The sequence below is a fragment of the Flavobacteriaceae bacterium GSB9 genome, assembly GCA_022749295.1.
Lineage (GTDB): Bacteria > Bacteroidota > Bacteroidia > Flavobacteriales > Flavobacteriaceae > Flavisericum.
The window spans coordinates 395,498-415,587 of sequence record CP062007.1 but is presented as its reverse complement, the minus strand read 5'-3'; the positions used below and the strand labels follow the sequence as shown (position 1 = coordinate 415,587).

Below are 20,090 nucleotides of genomic sequence, written 5' to 3'. Positions count from 1 at the left end.
ATTAAAATCTGGTTCTTAGACCTATTGTAAATCTACGCGTTGGTGGTGTTCTGGAATAATCTATGGCTATCCCAAAAGGGTCTCCTCCTCTCATACTCTGCTCCGGATCCTGTCCTTTGTATTTTGTAAATGTCATTATATTATCTGCTGTGAAATAGACACTTAAGTCATCTAACTTTATTTTCTTCAGGAATTCTTTATCAAATTGATAACTAAAAGTTGCTGATCTCCAACGTAAAAAAGAAGCATCTTCAACATAACGGTCAGACCCCAACCAGTTGTATGCTGCACCGTATACCGCACGTGGCATATTGGTGATATCCCCTGGGTTTCTCCAACGAGATAAGGTTGCCGAACTTTGGTTGTCAAAAGAATACATATTGGTTGTTACCATATCTGTTCCATTAATGATATCATAATCTAATCTATAAGTGAAGAACAGCATGAGTTTATACTTTTTGTCAAAAGTTATGTTAGGTCCAAAACCTCCTGAAAACTTAGGGTTACTATTACCCAAGTAAACGACATCTCGACTATCGATATTACCGTCCTTGTTAATATCTTCATAAATGGCATCACCCGGCTGAAAAACATAATCTATACTTGGGTAGTTAAAACGCATGTAAACTTCCTCACCGTTAGGACTAAGAATAACATCTCCGTTAGCATCTCTCGCTCTAGTAGAAGCCAAATCTGGATAAACACCTTTAAAACGATAGCCATAGAAAGAGCCAAATGGGTTATCGGTTTGCAAGAACCTTTTGTAAGACCCATTACTTGAAGCATTTCCACTTTCGCTAGGAAAAAACTCAGAAATTTCGCGTATAATGTTTTCATTTCTAGAAATGTTGAAATTGAAATCAACTTTCCATTTATCTGTTTTAATTGGCGTAGTAAACAAACCTACTTCCCACCCTTGATTATCAAGTGTACCAACATTTTGGTCAGATATTCCAGAGTAACCAGATATTGTTGGAATTGCTAGGTTTCTAAAAAGAAGGTCTTTTGTTCGGTTCTGATAAACATCTACATCAATCTGGAAACGATGATCAAACATTTGCAAGTTTAATCCTAAGTTTTTTCCTGTTAAAGTCTCCCATCTCAAATTAGATAATTCCATATTCGCTGAGAACACACCATTCTGACCTAAATACTCAGTATCAAAGTTTCCATAAATATTAAAGTATCTATAATCGTTACGAGGTGTTCGGCCTGATTGCCCTAAACTAGCTCGAAAACTAAAATCATCTACAAACTCAACATCGTCCATAAAAGGTTCTCCAGAAACCCTCCAACGTGTAGAGACAGAAGGGAATAGTCCATATCGGTTATCTGGCCCAAATTTAGAACTTCCATCACCTCTAAGTCCAACATTTACTATATAACGATCTAGTAAACTGTACTGCGCATTAACAAGCGCAGCTACACTTCGTGTCTGACTGTTTCCATTAAACAATCTTAATTCTGAATTTTGCGTTCTAGAAGGTACAGAAGGATCGGTTAAAAATACAGAAGCCGTATTTGATGTTAAGGCCTCATGTGATGCAAACCTAGAATCATTGGTTTGTATAGATAAAATTGTTTGTAGTTTATGGTCTGAACTACCTAAATCTGGTGTATAGATAAAATTTGTTTTCGATTGTACACTAGCTCTATCGATATCAGAATCTGATGCGCGGTTCACTACCGTTTCTGTAAATGGACGACCTGTAGCATTTTGAGGCAAGAACGATTTCGCCTTTGTACTACTGAAATCAAACTGTAAATCAAAAGTAGAAATTAATTTACTAGGAATTAAATCTATTTTTAATTGAAATTTAGGAACAATTCTAAATTCTGTTTGCTCGTTGGTGGCATACTCAGCCAACGCAACAGGGTTATACGTGTTAGGATATCGCCCTTGAATATTTTGTGACGGAGAGAAATAATTTGGTGTGATATCGCCTAAATCATCATATTCATAAATACCCATATTTGGCATTTTAGAATAGGCTACACTTCTTAACCTATCTCTATCGCTAGAACCAAAGGTGTTTACATAGTTTCTTTGGGTTACAGAATTGGTATAAGCAACATCGGCCTTAAACCGTATGCGGTCTGATACCACATAATCTAAATTTAAACGACCAGAAACACGCTCAAAACCAGTTCCCTTGGTCACACCTTTAGAATTATAGTATCCAACAGAGGCAAAATATCGAGCTCTATCACCACCACCTTGTAAAGACAAATTATGGTCTCCAGTAATACCAGTTTGCGAAATTGCGTCAACCCAGTTGGTATTGTTTCCATAATTTTTGTACCAATATACTTCTTGGGGATCGTATTGAAATTCTTTTACAGTTAGCGTATTTAAAGGCGTTCCTGTTCGGTTCATGAACGCTTCAGGAATTAAAATTGAATATTGGTCACCACTCAACATTGGAATTGTTCTAGGCAATTTAGAATAGGTTCCTATAAAGTTGTAACCTATTTTAGGTTTACCTACTGACCCCCTCTTTGTATTGATAATCAATACTCCGGCGGCTGCACGTGCTCCCCACATCGCTGTCGCAGCGGCATCTTTTAAAATGGTAATACTCTCAATATCACTAGGAGCTACATTTAAAAGGGCAGCATAGCCTTGTTCATCAGCAGATCCAAAGTTAAAATCTTCGGGTATGGCTGTTTCAAAAGGCATACCATCAACAACCACTAATGGATCGGAAGATCCTGTAATTGAAGACGTACCCCTAATTCTGATTTGCATACCGGCTCCAGGGTCACCAGAATTGGCCGTTATGTCAACTCCGGCAATTCTACCTTGAAGCGCCTCATCAATAGATGCCGCTTGCGTATTTTCTACATCGGAAGCACTAATTGTAACTGCGCTAGTAGTTAAATCTCTCGCTGCGATATTTAAAAGACCACTTTCTGGTGTTTTGGTAGCACTAATTACAATTTCTTCTAAGCCTTCAATGTTTTCAACCATATTTACTACAAAGTTTCTTTTAGACCCTATGGTTAATGTTTGAGGTGTGAATCCCATTGAAGAAACAACTAATTTATTATTAGTGTTTTTAACTAAAATTGCAAAATTCCCATCAAAATCGGTTACAACACCAGTAATTGTTCTATTTTCTGCATCTTGCTCTATCACGGTGGCTCCTGGAAGCGGTTGCTTGCTAGCAGCATCCAATACCTGCCCTCTTATTACGTCTGAGTCTTGGGCAGCAAGCTGCAAAGTCGACATAAAAATTACGATAAATGAAAAACGGTAAAATAAGTTGGTAATGTTATATTTCATTTTATTCCGTGTATAAAAGATAATTATCTACTAAGTGAATTAAACTGCGGTCAGCTAGATTGTTGCTTACGCTAGATATATAGGCTGCTTCTCGGTTGGCAGAGTCTATAAAACTCAATTCACCGGGAGCACTCACTATATTAATATATGTTTTATTGCCTTCGAAATCTCTACGCAAAGTCTCGATTTGGCCATTGACTAATCCGTCATCAGAAGCTGTACGAGTTGCCAATATATGATACTTTATGAAAGATTCTACTTGCTCTTTTTCTTCTGGAGATGATGGGTTATTGTTTGCTGGCAACACACCATCTGCAACAGCTTGCGCCATAGCTGCTTGATTAGGAATGACAAATGTATAAGATGTACCCAATTCTACACCATCAATGGCGCCTGTAGTTTGATCAAATAAAGAAGAACTATACAGGTAAAAGAAGAAACTTAAATAATCTGGGTTTTTTAAGGCCAGATCAAATAACTTAAACCCTGGAGGAACTTCTGTAAATTCAATGATATCATCAATATAATAAGTCCTCCCGTTGCGTTGATCCTCATATCCTAAGACATTAACTCGTTTTTCCTCTTGAAGAACTTCTCCTCCAATAATTTCAATCTTTTCATTACCTGCAGCCCAAACTTGGTTATTTTCCCACTTAATGTATTCCCCAGCTAAATCAAAATCTCCTGTTCGAATAACGCCTGAACCAGATAGATCATTCATTTCATCGTTAGGTGTTGGCACAATTCCGTTATACATTATACGCAACATGCGAGACCTAGCCAATGTGCCCGAAACCACATTTCCAGTTTCTGGATCTGTGTATACCCATTCTTCTCTATTAATATTGTAATCATAGCCATGCTCGAGCAAAACTTCGTCTGACGGTAAAAACAAGGTATATCTACCTCCAAGATTACTTATAATTTCACGGTAACCAGAACCATCGTTATAAAGACGCGTGGCCAAAGTAAAATCGGGATCCAAATATGCCGATGTATAAACGCTAAAGAATAAGTTAGACTCCTGCACTTTACTTGTACCATAGAAAAACCCGTTACTCAACACTTCTGCTTCTCTTATATCGGCATTTAAATCGAAACGCATATCTTCTTCAAGACCATTACTGTAAGTAGACAACTGAGATGGCCATGCGGCATTTTGTACCATATGCGCATTGAAAAAATCTTCGTAAACGTACTTAGGCAATTTATCTAACGCTGGGTAATTTTTCAACAACACCTCATCTACAAACTTTTGAAGTACTGTATTTTCAGGAGCGAACAACGTATAAGCATCACTTTGCCCATCATTATCAGCTTCTTTTATATAATTTTCGTTGTTTGGTGAGAAGAACAATGCGGGGTCATAAACCTTAACATAAACTTCGTCTGATTTTCTTGTGAAATTTCGGTAAGTATCGGTAGCGTCTTGATCAAAGACGTATTCTACTAAATTGTCTTCGAGCATCTGCCTAAACAAACTGTAGTTTGAACTCTGCTCTAATTTTTGATCTAAGTTAACAAGAGGCAAAGACACTTTATCGACCTCGTGAATAATTCCATTTTCGGCTACAATATCGGCCTGAACTGTTGCCGCCCCCAAAACATTAAAACCTGTGTAGGTTTCGTCTGGATAGAAATACTGATAATCAAATGCACTTAAACCTAAAGCATCCATATACTCGGTCACAAAATAAGATATGTACTTATTATTGTTGTCACCAGGGATATAATAATCTGCACCAGGCTCATTGTTACGGTTAGAACCAGCAACTACTATTTCACTGCCATCTACTGTTTTGGTTTGGAAACCATCGTAGTAAGCCGTTCTCCTTCTAAAGGCATTATCTTCTTCCCAACCTATTCTAGATTGGTAATCAGAGAGCCTTTCAGTACGAAAAGCATTATAAATCAAGGCGAACCTTACTATTTTTGAGGCCGTTGTGGAGTCAATACTGGTTATACCAGATATACCTTGTTCTTGAAAAAAATCTTTAAAAGCCTCATCATTAGGCGCCATCATGGTCCAATAACCTGATTTACCTAAAATATCCTTGTAACCCGCCTTTTCTATTAAAGCCGTTAAGTTGGTGAAATTACCTCGCGCTTCTAACTGCTGAAAAATAGGCTGCTCAAGATTATCTGGTCTTGCGTAATATGCATCGAACTCTTCTTTGCTACTACAACTAGCAAGAAAAAAAACAAGAGGCAAGTAAAACAAATAATAAAGTGTTTTCTTATTCATTATGAGTAGAGTTGATTTATTTATAAATGAAGTATGTTAGTTGTTTAGTTTAGTGGTTGTCAAATTAATGTTTTTTTAAAAAGATTTAACATCTTCTTATAAAAAATTTAACACTCAAAATTATTATTATGTCGGAAAAGCACCATCCTGCTCCATCCTGTTAAAACCAATGTTTTTTATGAATACCCGGAACTAAAACCACATAAACCCCAACAAAACAATATGTTAACGCGTTTGAGACAATCTGACGTTTTTCTTTAAAAAGAATTAACAAAACATATTTTACTATATCTAGGTTTAAAAGCAACTTTCTATTGATCTTAATTCACAAGGTTAGTTGCGCATACATTTCGTTAATAAGATGGATATACGGCACCCCTTAAGCCAATCTGTTTATGCTTTTTTAAAATTTCTGCTAGAGTGTTAGCTGTAAACGTAGCGCCCTCCAGCCCTGTATGTGTATGATCTTTAGGAAAAAAATCTTTCACCTTGTCTTTCCCCAATTCTTGATATTTCTCTGCAACGGCATTACTTAAATCTATAAAAATAGCATCTTCAGCTTCAGCGGCTTCCCGAGCCCATTTCACATAAGTATCATGGCGCTGCTCAACAATACCGTTTGGCCATTCGTTTCTGGGGGTTAGACTCAATACTACGGGTAGTGCTCCTTTTTCTTTAACATCATTTATCATCTTTTTCATGTACCATCCATATGTATGCACTATTTCGGTTATACTATCTCTATTCACTTCTTGCGTCTCGTCTCCCATGCCTTTTAACGAGCCTCTATATTTCTTTTTATCAATATTGCCCGCGTCATTGTGCCCAAATTGTATAAATACGACATCACCCTTTTGGAACTCTTTTTTAGCTTCATCCCACAATCCTTCGTAAATAAAAGTTCTTGTGCTTCTGCCTCCTCTAGCCTTATTGATAACGTTTACCTGCATAGTGTCACAAAATTTAGGAAATGCCATACCCCAACCAATAGTATTTGGGTTACTGCTGCTTGCCATGGTTGAATCGCCTATTAGAAAAATATTCTTTTTTTCGGGTAATTTAATTTCAGGATTCCCCAAAATGTAATCTTTTAAAGAATTTTCACTTTCTTTTAAACCTTCAGTTATTAATGATGCTGCCATTACAGCGCCTCTAGCCGACGTATGGGTATGGTCTCGTTTGTAAAAATAAGTTCCCGTAACCTTTTGTTCTCCAAAACGCTCTAGTTTTGAAGCCATTTTATCGTTTAAATCTATAAACGTAACGCCGTTCCTTTCAGCAATTTGTTTTGCCCAAAGCCCATAAGATTTATTATTTCTTGGCACCATTCCATTTTTCCAATCATTTCTTGGTATTGGTGACATAACAACAGGAATTGCTCCTTTTGCCTTAGCGTCTTTAACTATTTTTTCAATATACCAACCATAGCTATGCACAATTTCGTGTTCACCGGTTATCATATTATCAATTTCTTCGGTTTCCTCACCAATCCCTTTGATCGTTCCTCTAGCTCTAATCGTATCGTTAACAGGTCCGTTATCGTTATGCCCAAACTGAATGAGCACATAATCGCCCTTTTTTAGCTTATTGTTAACCGTGTCCCAAAGCCCAAGGTTTTGGTAGGTTCTACTGCTTGTCCCTCCTAGTGCATGGTTCTCAACTTTAACTTTGGTTGTGTCTAAAAACTGGCCTATAAAATCGCCCCAGCCCCATAGACCACCATAACCATCTCCTCGTCCGTTTTTAACGGTGGAGTCTCCAACCGTATAAACCGTTGGTTTGGTCGTACTTTGCTGTGCGCAATTAGAAAATGAAATCGTTAGAAGTAGAAGTGTTAAGTATTTTATAATCTTCATGAAAATTTATTTAGTTGTATTTAGTTGTTTCTAAAATCGAACCAGAGCGTCATAGGTATGCCGTCGTCTCCATTTTTTATTCTAATATTGGTAGGCTGACTTTCTGGACCTTGGTGCTCTAAAGGTTTAAATGCTCGCATAGCTGGTATTTCGTACATAAACGAAAGGTTACCTTCGGGGAAACGCGGTTGTGGAAAGGTTTTGGATACCGCATTTTTTGGCAAATCGGGTGTAAATAACCTTAAAAACAACTTATCGTTTTCACTGAAAAATTTAAAATCACCATGCTTTGTTTTTAAGTTGCCTGCAATAAAATTGGCGTGATACCCTTTAAACTCAGGATAAACTAGATTTTCAAAACTTTCACCTGTAATGGTATTGTTGTAATCTTTCTCCCAAAGACCTAGCGTTGTACCCTTTATTCTATTTTTCCAAACATGGTAAGGCCCATTACCAAACCATTTTAAGCCTTCAACCCCCTCTTCAGGAAAATCAAAAGTTATTCCAAATTTATTAATAGCTCCTTCAAAAAAGGCGCCATCGAAACCACTATTCCTTCCAGCATTTTTTAATAAAATCAATTCTAGTTTTAATCTTCCATCACTAAATAAAGTCCACGTTGCCGTATCAATACCACCTACATACTTTATAATGCAAATCGCCGCATCGTCAGTATTTTTAACAAAAACCGATTCCACTTCTGCTTTCATACCTATAGGCTTTGGACCATTTACAAAAGGTACATTGCCGTTTTTGTTTTCTATGTTAACAATCTCACCTGTGGATGTATTTAACTTAACAGAAACCAACTCGGATTCTAATAAAACCTCTGTGTCTGCTTTTGAAGCTTTGGCCGATTTTCTCGATTTAGCTTTGGAAATGAATTTATTGGCGTAATACGGTGCCCTGTGAATTGGCCATGACCATGTGTAGATTTCTCTACCATATTTATCATGCGCCGTAATTTCCAACCAATCACCTTCAAAAAAATTACCTGGTAAATCAAAATTTATTTTTCTGGTTTCCCCTGGTTCTACACTTTTAACATCAATAAAGTTTCCCGCAATAATATTAGCATTTCCTTCTGAATAAATCGCATTTTCCGGAGATTGTAAAACTCTATACTCCAACTTACATTCATTAAGATTCGTATAAATGTATTCGTTAGTAATTAAAAACGAACCATCAAATTTGGAAGTAATCATTTTTGGCTGAAACTGAATGGGCGACCAAACTTCTTTTACGGTATAAAAGCTGCCTTCTTTTTCTCTGTGAGGTCCCAAAACGCCATCAGCAGCCAGATTACCTTTAGAGTCGTATTTTTGCTCCCCTGTCCAATCGGTTCTTAATACGGCCTCATCCAACATGGCCCAAAGAAATGAACCGGCGAACAACGGACTTTGTTTATAGCGCTTCCAAAAGTCTTCCAATCCTGCTCCAATCCCGTTATCGTAGGTACCGTGCATGGTTTCTGTAGGAAAAAATACGCTTTCACCGTTGTTAAAACGGTGCATGCCCGTTAAGTAGGTTGGGTAGTGATGTGTGTCCCAGCCGTTAAAATCGGCCCACGGATGAATAACTATACGTTTTTGTGGGTCGTAAATATGAAATACATGGTCTATCTCATAATTCCAGCCGCCTTCATTGCCATGATCCCAAATAATAACCGATGGATGATTGACATCTCTTTTAACAGTTTCTTTTATAAGTTTTGTTCCTGTTTTTGTGTCGTATCCGTTTTGCCACCCTGCAACCTCGTTTAAAACAAAAAGACCAAGGGAATCGCAAACTTCCAAAAAATGGTCGTCTGGAGGATAATGAAAACGCACCGCGTTCATATTCATATCCTTCAATAGATTGACATCTAAAACACTAATGTCTTTATCGGTGCTTCTTCCCGACTCTGGCCAAATGGTATGGCGATTTATGCCTTTCATCAATATTTTTTTGCCATTCACATAAATACCGTCTTTTTTCAAGAATTCAAGTGTCCTGAAACCTATCTTTGTTTTACTTGTATGCAAAACATCTCCATTCTGTTTTAAGGACAAGGTTAATGTGTATAAATTAGGAGATTCTGGACTCCATGGTTTTACGCCTTTCCATTGTGCGTTTAAAGTTTGAAAAATTTCATTTTCTTTTAGGTTAAAAATGAAAGTCTCAAATTTTTGATCGCTTCCTATTGGTGAGATACTAGCTTCAATAGTGGTGTTTTTCAGTATGTTTACTAGGTTTAAATCAGCTCTTAACGAACCATCCATTTTGGCATCAACCGCAACATGGTCTATATATGTTTTGGGCGAAACCTCTAACCAAACAGGGCGATATATTCCACCAAACAACCACCAATCGGTTTTCCGCTCTGCATTATTAACCGAATTGTTTGCAGAGTGTTTTGATACATGTACCTCTAAGATATTTTCTGAACCGTACTTTAAAAGGTCACTAATGTCATACTCAAACTCATAAAATCCACCTTGATGAATTTCTCCTGCAAGTTTTCCGTTTATTTTCACTTCAGTATCGGTCATGGCTCCACCAAAAACAATTTTTAAGTTTTTGCCATTGTAACCTAACGGAACATTAAACTTATATTTATAAAACCCTTCTTCCTTACTCGGTTCTTTTTGGTCCAGTTCTTTATACCAACGCCCATAGGTGTATTCACCAAAACCTTCCAATTCCCAGTTAGAGGGTACATTTATGGTGGTCCAAGTATTACTGTTACGACCACCGCTACACATAAACTCCCACTTAACGGGATTTTTAAAATCTTTTCCAGAAAGGAATATTTTTTCAGTTTCTTGTGAAATCACACTAAAACTATTCAAAGTAATAAAAAGAAAGAATAGTGCCTTAAGTTTTTCGTTTAGTCTAGTCATATTTATATTTAATTTCCTTCTGGTGTTTCTATTTTAAATCTTGAGCTCATAGGCAAAGTCCAATTGCTAAAATCATCGGGGTTTTGCGGATTGTAATTTGGAATATTGGCACGTAAATATTTTACAATTTCTAAATTCAAATCCTTTACACCTTGCACTACACTTTTGGCTATTTCATTGGCTCCAAAACTATTAAAATGGGTGTTATCGTTCAAAGGTTTGGGCTGACCTGGAAATGTATTGGCAGGATATTGCACAAACGCTTTTCTTGAAGGTTCAACCCCCCAAGATTCGTACATCTGAGTGGTCATTTTTGTAACATCAATTAAAGGAACGTTTTTATCTTCGGCCACTTTTCGCATTGCCAAAGGATAATCGCCATGGGTAGGCTTTAAAGTTCCATTTTTGTTAAAAGCCCTTCTTTGTGTTGGGGTTACCAAGATGGGGTTACCACCGCGGTTTCTAACCTCACTAATATACTCTTTTAAAAGTTGCGAGTAAGACTGCCATGCCCCAATGCCTTCACCTTTTCGTTTTTCATCGTTATGGGCAAATTCTATAAACACATAATCGCCCTTTTTCATTAAAGATAATATTTTTTCTAAACGCTTACCCCCCTTAAAAGCACTTAAAGACGAGCCCGACTCGGCATAATTTGCCACAACAACCTGATCGTTCAGGTAATTTGTAAAAAACTGCCCCCAGGATGCCCACGGTTCTACATCCTGATCGGTTACTGTAGAATCTCCGGCAAGAAAAAACGTTTTTACATTATTTGCTGGTGATATTTTTATATGCCTTACGGCCGGATTTCCAAGAAATTCCAAGGTAAGTTTGTTGTCCCAATTTAATTGGTCTTTATCTCTATCTTTTATTTTTATATACGACGATTCGCTAATTTTTGGAGACCTTACGTTTACAACAAAGGAATAGTATGCTTCTTCATGCTTTCCTAGTTCCTTTTCCTTTAACATTAACCGCCTAGACTCTGCTTTAACGGTTGTATTTGAACACTTACTTCCTCCCAAAACCAGCTCCACCCTGTAATTTCCTTCGGGTACTTTTACTGAAAAATATAAGGATGAATTTTTACTCGAAAAACAATGTTTCTTCAACTTCAAGTTGTTTTCAGAGGCTAAGTCAAAACCATAGCCTACATCTTCACTGTAAATCGAAGGGCTGTTTATTACAATTCCCGAATTATTCTTAATATTTTTTCCAAAATAAAAGCTCTTCTCTTGGGCATAAACAGTACAATACAACATAGCACAGAGAAAAAGCAAAACAGGTTTGTTAACTAGCGTCATGAATTAATTTTTGACCAAAATATCTTCAAAATAAAAAAAATCCATCCTGTACTATGATGAATCCTATTTATTTTTTTCATAAGAGCGTTTTTAAACTGAATTGCGTTCTATGTATTCAAATACATTTTTTACTTTTTCCTTTTTGTTGTTAAGCACTAAATAAGCAGCTGTTTCACCCATAGCCTTAAAGTGCGTACTTACAACGTTAATTCCCAAAAGGTCCTTTAATGGCGTGTCGTTATAAGAGATGATTCCTACATCTTTTCCCATTATCAAACTTTTCTTCCGTACCTGCCTTACCAAGTTAACTAGATCGTTCTCTTCAATTACAATGTATACATCTTTACTATCTAGCTCCATATCGTCATAAATCTCATCTAAAATCTCAAAATCAAAATTATTTTTCGAGCAAAACTTCATAAATCCCTGTACAATTCTCTTGGGATATGGGTAAACTGTTTTTGATGGATAAACTAAAACAAGCTTGTCGTATTTTTTGAGATTATTCAAGCCTTCGGTTAAAGCTTGATAGATGTCCTCCTTAAAATCCTGAAAAACCGCACCATATTCGCCTTCAATTTCTATCTTTTGGTTATCCAAAATTATCAACCTATCGTTCGATATTTTTTGAATTGTTTCTTTTACGCTTATGGTTGTACTGACATGATTGGAATCTTCAGACTTAAAATGGGGCATTATCACATAATAATCAAAAGCACCTAGGTTTCTTTCCAAGGTTTTAATAAAAATAGATTCTTCGCAGTGATAAACCGATAATGTGACGTGAGCGTTAATACCCAGTTCTTTTACAAAAGAATTGAAAATCATCATTTTGTATGAGCTAAGCTTATTAACCATAAAAAAAACATTTATTTTCGATATTAAATCTGTTTTGGTTATATAATAGCCTTTACCCTTAACCGAAACGATGGCTTTCTGCTCTTTAAGCAATTTATAAGCCTTTTCTACAGTATCTCTCGATAAGTAGCAAGACTCGCTTAATTCGTTTATTGAAGGTATTTTTTCGCCAACTTTTAATTTTCCCTTAGATATATCATGTACTATAGAATCTACAATTTGCTTATACTTTGGGACACGTGATGACTCATTGATTTTAATTTCAATTGATTGAGACATATAATTGAAAAGAATGTAATTAGTTTTAGTTAAGTGAATATAGCAAAAAAACAACAATAACTTCAGAAAAGGAGCATGAAACTTAGGTTTTTTAAATATTTTGCCAACATGATTGTACAGGACACAGATATTTTTCTTTTATCATAATTTTACTTTTTATCAAAACTCAATCATGAAAAAATTCAAAAGTCTTTTATTTTGTGCTATTTGCTTAAGTTTTATGGCATGCAAACAACAAATGAACTCAACTCCAACTAACGGCCAACAAAAACCCGATTGGACAGAAAAAGTGGGCGCTAAAAACTTTGAAATTATTAACAAAACTTATTACGTAAACGATTTTGGTGCTTTTAATAACGGAACGACTTTAAATACTGAAGCAATACAAAAAACCATTGATGTTTGTGCTAAAAATGGTGGCGGAACGGTTACTTTTAAACCAGGAGACTACTTAACAGGATCCATTTTCATTAAAAGCAATATAAAATTTGAAGTGCCTAAAGGTGTGAAAATATTAGGGAGTGAAAATATTGAAGATTATAAAGAAATAGACACCCGAATTGCAGGTATCGAAATAAAATGGCCAGCAGCATTGATTAACGTGAGAAACCAGAACAATGTAATTCTTGATGGTGACGGTATAGTTGATGGGCAAGGCAAAGTATTCTGGGACTACTACTGGGATTTACGCAAAAATGATTATGAACCTCGAGGATTGCGTTGGATTGTGGATTACGATGCCAAACGCCCCAGAACCTTTTTGATTTCAAATTCTAAAGATGTATTTATGAAAAACTTAAACATTCAACGTGCTGGATTTTGGACGGTTCAAGTTTTATATTCGGAATATATTACTGTTGACGGGTTAACCATCAAGAACAACATTGGTGGCCACGGGCCAAGCACCGACGGTATTGATATCGATTCATCAAAATGGATTTTAGTTCAAAATTGCGATATAGATTGTAACGATGACAACTTCTGTTTAAAAGCTGGTCGTGATTGGGACGGTCAGCGGGTTAACAAACCAACCGAATATGTGGTTATTAAAGATTGTATTGCCCGACAAGGCGCCGGACTGTTCACTCTGGGCAGCGAAACCGCTGGGAGTATTCGTCATGTTTATGTATCGAATATTAAAGGCATGGGCACCAAGAATGGACTGAATATAAAATCAGCCATGAACAGAGGTGGAACGGTTGAAGATATTCATATGGAAAACATTAAAATGGATAGTGTTGGTGTATTTATGAAAGTAGGGATGAATTGGAACCCAGCTTACAGTTATTCCCAATTACCTGAAGAATTCAACGAAGAAGACATTCCAATTCATTGGAAAAAAATGCTCAAAAAAGTGGAACCTGAAAAAGGCATCCCCACATTTCGAAATATTACGGTCAACAACATTGATGTAAAAGGTGCAAAAACCGCTATAAACGTTAGTGGTCTAGAACAATCTATAGTTGAAAATGTTACATTGAATAATGTCTATATCGAAGCAAAAAAAGCAGGACAAATAAATTACAGTGCCAACTGGTCACTAAACAATGTAAAGATTATTGCAGAAGATAGTTCTAAGGTCGCTTTGAAAAACACTTCTAAAATTGAATTTCCTAAAACGGTCTATATCAAGAACAACAATTAATTCCACTAAATGTTATACATAAAAAATTTAAAAACAGTTTTTCTGAATCTCCCAAAAGCCCTGTTTTTTGTAATCATCTTAACAATCAATTTTAAAATTGAAGCGCAAGAAACACGAAGCTTTAAAGTATTTCAATTTCCAGCAGACAAAATTCCAACTATCAATGGTAATACAGACGATTGGAACATCGTTCCCGAAAGCTATACCATTGGAATGGATGAACTTTGGGACGATAGCAAAAAACAGCCTAATGCAAACCCAAAAAATTTGGATGTAAAAGTTAAAGTAGGTTGGGTAAAAGGGCTAAACCGTATCTATTTTTTATACGAAGCCTATGATGATTATTGGGATTTTTCGCAATCTGATTTACATAACGACACCTTTGAGGTTGTAATTGATGCCGACCAGTCTGGAGGACCATTCATAGACCGCTTTCACCCCAACAAAAGTTTGAACATTATGGAGGCCTTCTATTCATATCATGGTGTCCATGCACAAAACTATCACATTTTCACTCCTGCAAAGAACAAAGATTGGACTATGGTTTGGGGTAGTCAACCATGGATAAAGGATTTGCCGTATGCCAATGCCGCCTATAACTACAATTTTAAACCAGGTGAAAGTGGTAAGCTCATTTTAGAATTCTGGATTACACCTTTTGACTATGCAGGAAACAGTCCAGATAGAGCCATAACATCCATTTTAGAAGAAAACAAAAACATTGGCCTTTGTTGGGCTATTATTGATTACGACGATGTCAACAAAAAAGAAAACAATGGTTTTTGGAACCTTTCAAAAGAACACACCATGTACGGCAACGCATCATATTTATTGCCTTTTAAATTAATGCCCATTGAAAGCGCATTCACCAAGGAAATTGATGCCCGATGGTCATTTGAAATTCTGAACATTAAAAACAGAATAGTGGCCTTCAATGATGAATCAAGCGGTGAAATCAATTCGTGGCATTGGGATTTTGGAGACGGTACTATTTCGAACGAACAAAACCCTGTGCATCGATATGATGAAGCAGGAAAATATGTTGTGATTTTAGAAATAAAAGGCCCCAAAGGCTCTTCAAAATTGTCGAAGGTTTGGGATGTTGCCATAAAATAAATTCAAAAATGCTCCCATTAAAAAATTTAAATATTATTCAAAGTATCATAATAGTACTCATATGCTCAATAGGCTGCTTTGCTCAAGACAAACAGGGAACACAAGAACAAAGAAAAGTACATTATACTCCTAAAGGTGAAAGTTTTGTCTTAGAAAATGGCACTCGAAAATTTAACAGGGCTCTTTACGGAACAAATACAGGTTTTAGGGTTGAAACTGGTGATTTGCCCGAATTTGCACTGTACTTAAAAGGCATGGGTGGCAATTTAAAATTGGGGATATCAAACGGCTATGAAAGTAAATGGTTATCGGTTGCCAATGCCATTTCTACAACTTACAACCCTGGCACCATGATTTACAACATTAAAGATACCATGCTAAAAAATGGTTCCATTAGCCTGCAAGTAGTAGCTCATGCCAAAAAGGAAGCCTTAATTTTAAAAGTTGAAACGAATAACTTACCGAAAAACATCGTCTTATTATGGCTTTACGGTGGTGCCAATGCGAAAAAATTTCATCGCGAGGGCGATATAGGTGCCGACCCCGAATCGGTATTTTATCTTCAGTCAGAATATTGTATCAATAACGAATACAGCATCGATAAAACCAATTTTGTTTTAAAATTTGGTTCAGAAACCAATAAACAAAAAACGGGCAACAATCGTCAAATTGTGGGGTATTTTCCAAAGTCAAGCACCAAACTGGTTGAAGCTTCAGTGGATGGTTCCCCGATTAAAATATCAAACAGAAAAGCCGAAAATCATCCGGCCTTAATGGGGCAAATCGAATTGGGTTCTGAAAACACGTTTTTCTGGAAAATCGAAAACGAAGGCCAGCTTGCAAGAACCTCACAAAAAGATATTCAAACCGAATTTCAACAAGCACTTGAAAAGACTGAGCGCTTAAAAGACCGTGTAAAATTAAACACTCCTGACGAATACTTAAACACATTGGGCGGTGCGCTGGCCATTGCTGGTGATGCCATTTGGGAAAGTCCAGCCTATTTACACGGTGCAGTGGCGTGGCGCATGCACTTAAATGCTTGGCGTGGCGCCTATGTGGCGCATCCATTAGGATGGCACGATAGAGCGCAAACGCATTTTGAAAGCTATGGCAATTCGCAGGTTTTAGAGCCCGAAACGGGCCCAGTGGTTTTAGATAGTTCCAGAAATTTTGCCCGCCAAAAGGAAGTTTTGGGCACCGCTATGTTTAGTCGGGGTTATATTAGCCGACGACCAAACAACAATACCATAGCACACCATTACGACATGAACTCGGTTTTTATCAATCAATTACTTCGCGGGTTCCAGTGGACAGGCGATTTAAAATTCATGAAAAAAATGTGGCTCGTTGTAAAGCGTCATATCGCCTGGGAAAAGCGAAACTTTGATGCTGATGACGACGGACTTTACGATGCCTATGCTACCATTTGGGCTAGCGACGCCCTACAATACTCTGGTGGTGGTGTGGCTTATTCATCGGCATATAATTATTCTGCAAACCTTTTAGCTGCCAGCATTGCTAAACTTTTAGGTGAAAACCCCGAACCCTTTTTAAAAGAAGCCAAGCTCATCAAAAATGCTATTAAAAACCATTTATGGATTTCCGACAAAGGCGTTTTCGCTGAATACAAAGATTTGCTCGGAAATCAATTGTTACACGAAAACCCAGGCATTTGGACCATTTACCATGTTTTGGATGAAGATATTGCAGATGAATTTCAAGCCTACCAAGCTCTGAGATATATCGATGCCGAAATACCACACATTCCCGTAAAAGCAGAGGGTTTACCTTTTGATGATTTGGAATTGATTTCCACCAGCAATTGGCAACCCTATACTTGGTCAGTCAACAATGTGGCTTTGGCCGAAAACCTACATACCGCTTTGGCCTATTGGCAGGGCAACCGAAAAGAGGAAGCCTATAAACTATGGCAAAGTGCGTTGATTGAAAGCATGTATTTGGGAGCTTCACCTGGCGGCTTTCAGCAATTGTCGCATTACGATGCCATTCGTGGTGAACTATACCGCGATTTTGCCGACCCCATCGGTATGGCTGCACGATCGTTGGTAGAAGGCTTGTTTGGTATTCAGCCAAATTCAATTGATAGCACACTTTATATTGAGCCAGGTTTTCCAAAAAAATGGAACGAAGCCGTATTGGATATTCCCGATATTAAAATAGATTTTCAAAAATCAGAAAAAATTTCAAAATATAGTATCTATTCAAAGTTTAAGAAGAAAATGAAACTCCAACTGGACATTGATGCCGAATTTGATGCTATTGAATTTATAAAAATTAACGGGAAACATGCTGTTTGGAAATTCGATAAAAATGCTATTGGCAACCCCAAAATTATAATTGAAAGTCCATATCAAAAACATTATACCATTGAAATTAAATGGAATGGCGAAACTTTGGAACACCCTAAATTTCAATTTGATGCCCAAAAAAATGATGAAAGACAATTCCATATTTCAAAAGCAGAAATTGTTCAAATTTACGATCCACAAAATTCATTTTCAGTAGTCAACAAAACATCCAAAGAACTTATTTTTAAAGTTGATGCAGAAAACGGAAACAAAACGTTTTTTGTGCAGTTACACCAAGGTGATATGATTTGGTGGCAACCCATTCATTTAGAGGTTTCTAAAAAAGAGGAAGCTTCAAAATTTCATAATTGGGATGAAACATTTTCAGAAGACACCAGCTTTGAAAAGGTTGATTTACAAAACATTTTCAATAGTAAAGTCACCAATATTTTTAAAGAAAATTATTTAAGTCCGCGACCAACTTCCCCTACCCTTCAACTGCCCACTCAAGGCATTGGAAACTGGTGCTACCCTTACGTAAAACCAGAAATTGACGATTCTGGATTACGGAAAAAAGCGGGTCAGGATAATACGATTTTAAGTCCGCAAAATATTCCTTTTGAAACACCTTCAAATGAAAACGAAAACAATATCGCATTCGTTTCCATGTGGGATAATTTTCCAAAAAGTATTAGCGTTCCCCTTTCTGGAAAAGCCTCACATGCTTTTTTTATGATGGCTGGCAGCACTAACCCGATGCAAAGTAGGTTTACAAACGGTGAAATTGTTGTAAATTATACCGATGGCAGTTATGAGGTTCTTGAGCTAAAAAACCCAGAAAACTGGTGGCCTATCGAACAAGATTATTTTATTGACGGCTTAGCCTTCACTACTGGTGCACCAAAACCACCAAGAATATATTTTAAGACAGGTGACATCACAAGAACCTTTAGCAATTTTAAACCCATTAAAGGTTTTAGCGATTACGGTATCGAAGGTGGTGCAGGGACCCTTTTGGATTTATCGTTAAACCCTGAAAAAAACTTAAAAAACATGGAAATTAAAGCCATTGCCAACGATGTGGTGATTGGATTGATGAGCTTAACGTTAAAAAGAGACTAATGAAACCGACATGCTTAAAATAATAGTTAAACACACAGCGAAATGATAATTTTAAGCATCAAAGGTTACATGTGACCATTGAAAAACAATAAAATAAAACACATGAAAAGACGGGATTTTATTGCTACATCATTGCTGGCCTCTGCGTGTTCGTATTTACCGTTTCAAGCGCAATCGTTTTTAAACTTCGAAGGAGACAACCCGAAGCTATCCGACTTCGAAAAAAGCCTAACGCCCGTTGGCCGAGCTTTGGAATTTGAAGATTATTATGTGTGGTGCAATAGCCCTATTGAAGGTCCTGATGGAAAAATCCATGTGTTTTTTTCGAGGTGGCCAAAAGCAGAACGTATGAGCGGATGGACTCATGCTTCTGAAATTGCCCATGCCGTAGCCGATAAACCCGAAGGCCCTTACGAATATGTGAGTACCGTTTTAGCACCAAGGGGCGAAGGTTTTTGGGATGCCACCACTTGCCACAACCCAAGCATCCATTTTGTAGACGGCAAATATGCACTGTTTTTTATGGGAAACTCCAATGGAAAACTGAATACCCAACGTGTTGGTTTGGCTACTGCCGATTCCCTTTACGGTCCTTGGAAGCGCCCCGATTCCCCCTTATTGCTTCCCGGGAAAACTGGTGATTGGGACGACCATTGCACCACCAACCCATCATTTTTTAAACACCCCAATGGCGAGTATTGGCTCTATTACAAATCGTTTGACACAGAAGGATATATTCATCCAAAATTTAAAATTAGAGGCAACAGAAAGTACGGCTTGGCAACATCGGAATCACTTTTCGGTCCTTATAAAAAATACGAAAGCAACCCTGTAATTGACTACCACAACATGGGTAATAACCAACAATGCGAAGATGCTTACATGTGGTACGAAAACGGTAAATTTAAGATGCTGGCCAGAGATTTAGGCGTCTATGGGATTGATGTGGGTTTGTATATAGAGTCGGAAGACGGAAAACATTGGTCGGAACCACAAATTGGCTATCAACAACTTAATAAGTATATCAAACAGCCACCGGCACCCAAACATTTAAACCGCTACGGTCGTGCCGAAAGACCACAAATATTGTTTCAAAACGGAAAGCCAACATACCTTTTTACAGCTTCGCAAGGCGGAACATATGAAACGGCCTCAAGTTTTATTTTTAAAATCAACAATTAA

General features: G+C 37.1%; 10 protein-coding genes. 4 read left to right on the top strand and 6 right to left on the bottom strand.

Going from position 1 to position 20,090, the window contains the following annotated elements:
• Window position 1: 1 nt before the first annotated feature.
• From GSB9_00383 to GSB9_00378, 6 genes are all read right to left on the bottom strand, one after another.
• Complete coding sequence (locus GSB9_00383) at window positions 2-3,286, bottom strand: SusC/RagA family TonB-linked outer membrane protein (protein ID UKM63837.1); 3,285 nt, start codon at window positions 3,284-3,286, stop codon at window positions 2-4.
• Between the two features lies 1 nt (window position 3,287).
• On the bottom strand, window positions 3,288-5,531 hold the full coding sequence (locus GSB9_00382) for a fasciclin domain-containing protein (protein ID UKM63836.1): 2,244 nt from the start codon (window positions 5,529-5,531) through the stop codon (window positions 3,288-3,290).
• A 353-nt stretch (window positions 5,532-5,884) separates the two neighbouring features.
• Window positions 5,885-7,387, bottom strand: coding sequence for a rhamnogalacturonan acetylesterase (locus GSB9_00381; GenBank protein ID UKM63835.1), 1,503 nt, complete (start codon window positions 7,385-7,387; stop codon window positions 5,885-5,887).
• Between the two features lie 20 nt (window positions 7,388-7,407).
• Window positions 7,408-10,269: a beta-galactosidase gene (locus GSB9_00380; GenBank protein ID UKM63834.1), complete on the bottom strand. Its 2,862-nt coding sequence runs from the start codon at window positions 10,267-10,269 to the stop codon at window positions 7,408-7,410.
• An 8-nt stretch (window positions 10,270-10,277) separates the two neighbouring features.
• Entirely contained in the window at window positions 10,278-11,576 is a 1,299-nt protein-coding gene (locus GSB9_00379) for a rhamnogalacturonan acetylesterase (GenBank protein ID UKM63833.1), read from the bottom strand.
• Window positions 11,577-11,666: 90 nt separating this feature from the next.
• The gene (locus GSB9_00378) at window positions 11,667-12,713 is read right to left on the bottom strand and encodes a GntR family transcriptional regulator (GenBank protein UKM63832.1); all 1,047 of its coding nucleotides are present in this window, start codon (window positions 12,711-12,713) and stop codon (window positions 11,667-11,669) included.
• A gap of 172 nt (window positions 12,714-12,885) precedes the next feature.
• Between GSB9_00378 and GSB9_00377 the strand changes: the two genes are divergently transcribed.
• The 4 genes from GSB9_00377 (at window position 12,886) to GSB9_00374 (ending at window position 20,090) form a co-directional block, all read left to right on the top strand.
• Window positions 12,886-14,358, top strand: coding sequence for a glycoside hydrolase family 28 protein (locus GSB9_00377; protein UKM63831.1), 1,473 nt, complete (start codon window positions 12,886-12,888; stop codon window positions 14,356-14,358).
• A gap of 9 nt (window positions 14,359-14,367) precedes the next feature.
• Window positions 14,368-15,474: a PKD domain-containing protein gene (locus GSB9_00376; protein UKM63830.1), complete on the top strand. Its 1,107-nt coding sequence runs from the start codon at window positions 14,368-14,370 to the stop codon at window positions 15,472-15,474.
• Between the two features lie 8 nt (window positions 15,475-15,482).
• Window positions 15,483-18,908 (top strand): DUF4450 domain-containing protein, encoded by a 3,426-nt coding sequence (locus GSB9_00375; protein ID UKM63829.1) that lies wholly within the window; start codon window positions 15,483-15,485, stop codon window positions 18,906-18,908.
• 102 nt (window positions 18,909-19,010) lie between these two features.
• Entirely contained in the window at window positions 19,011-20,090 is a 1,080-nt protein-coding gene (locus GSB9_00374) for a glycoside hydrolase family protein (GenBank protein ID UKM63828.1), read from the top strand.

Excerpts from the sequence above, each read along its gene's own strand:
- GSB9_00381 (UKM63835.1), bottom strand. The coding sequence starts at position 7,387 with ATGAAGATTATAAAATACTTAACACTTCTACTTCTAACGATTTCATTT.
- GSB9_00376 (UKM63830.1), top strand. The coding sequence starts at position 14,368 with ATGTTATACATAAAAAATTTAAAAACAGTTTTTCTGAATCTCCCAAAA.
- GSB9_00380 (UKM63834.1), bottom strand. The coding sequence starts at position 10,269 with ATGACTAGACTAAACGAAAAACTTAAGGCACTATTCTTTCTTTTTATT.
- GSB9_00374 (UKM63828.1), top strand. The coding sequence starts at position 19,011 with ATGAAAAGACGGGATTTTATTGCTACATCATTGCTGGCCTCTGCGTGT.
- GSB9_00379 (UKM63833.1), bottom strand. The coding sequence starts at position 11,576 with ATGACGCTAGTTAACAAACCTGTTTTGCTTTTTCTCTGTGCTATGTTG.
- GSB9_00382 (UKM63836.1), bottom strand. The coding sequence starts at position 5,531 with ATGAATAAGAAAACACTTTATTATTTGTTTTACTTGCCTCTTGTTTTT.
- GSB9_00378 (UKM63832.1), bottom strand. The coding sequence starts at position 12,713 with ATGTCTCAATCAATTGAAATTAAAATCAATGAGTCATCACGTGTCCCA.
- GSB9_00375 (UKM63829.1), top strand. The coding sequence starts at position 15,483 with ATGCTCCCATTAAAAAATTTAAATATTATTCAAAGTATCATAATAGTA.
- GSB9_00377 (UKM63831.1), top strand. The coding sequence starts at position 12,886 with ATGAAAAAATTCAAAAGTCTTTTATTTTGTGCTATTTGCTTAAGTTTT.
- GSB9_00383 (UKM63837.1), bottom strand. The coding sequence starts at position 3,286 with ATGAAATATAACATTACCAACTTATTTTACCGTTTTTCATTTATCGTA.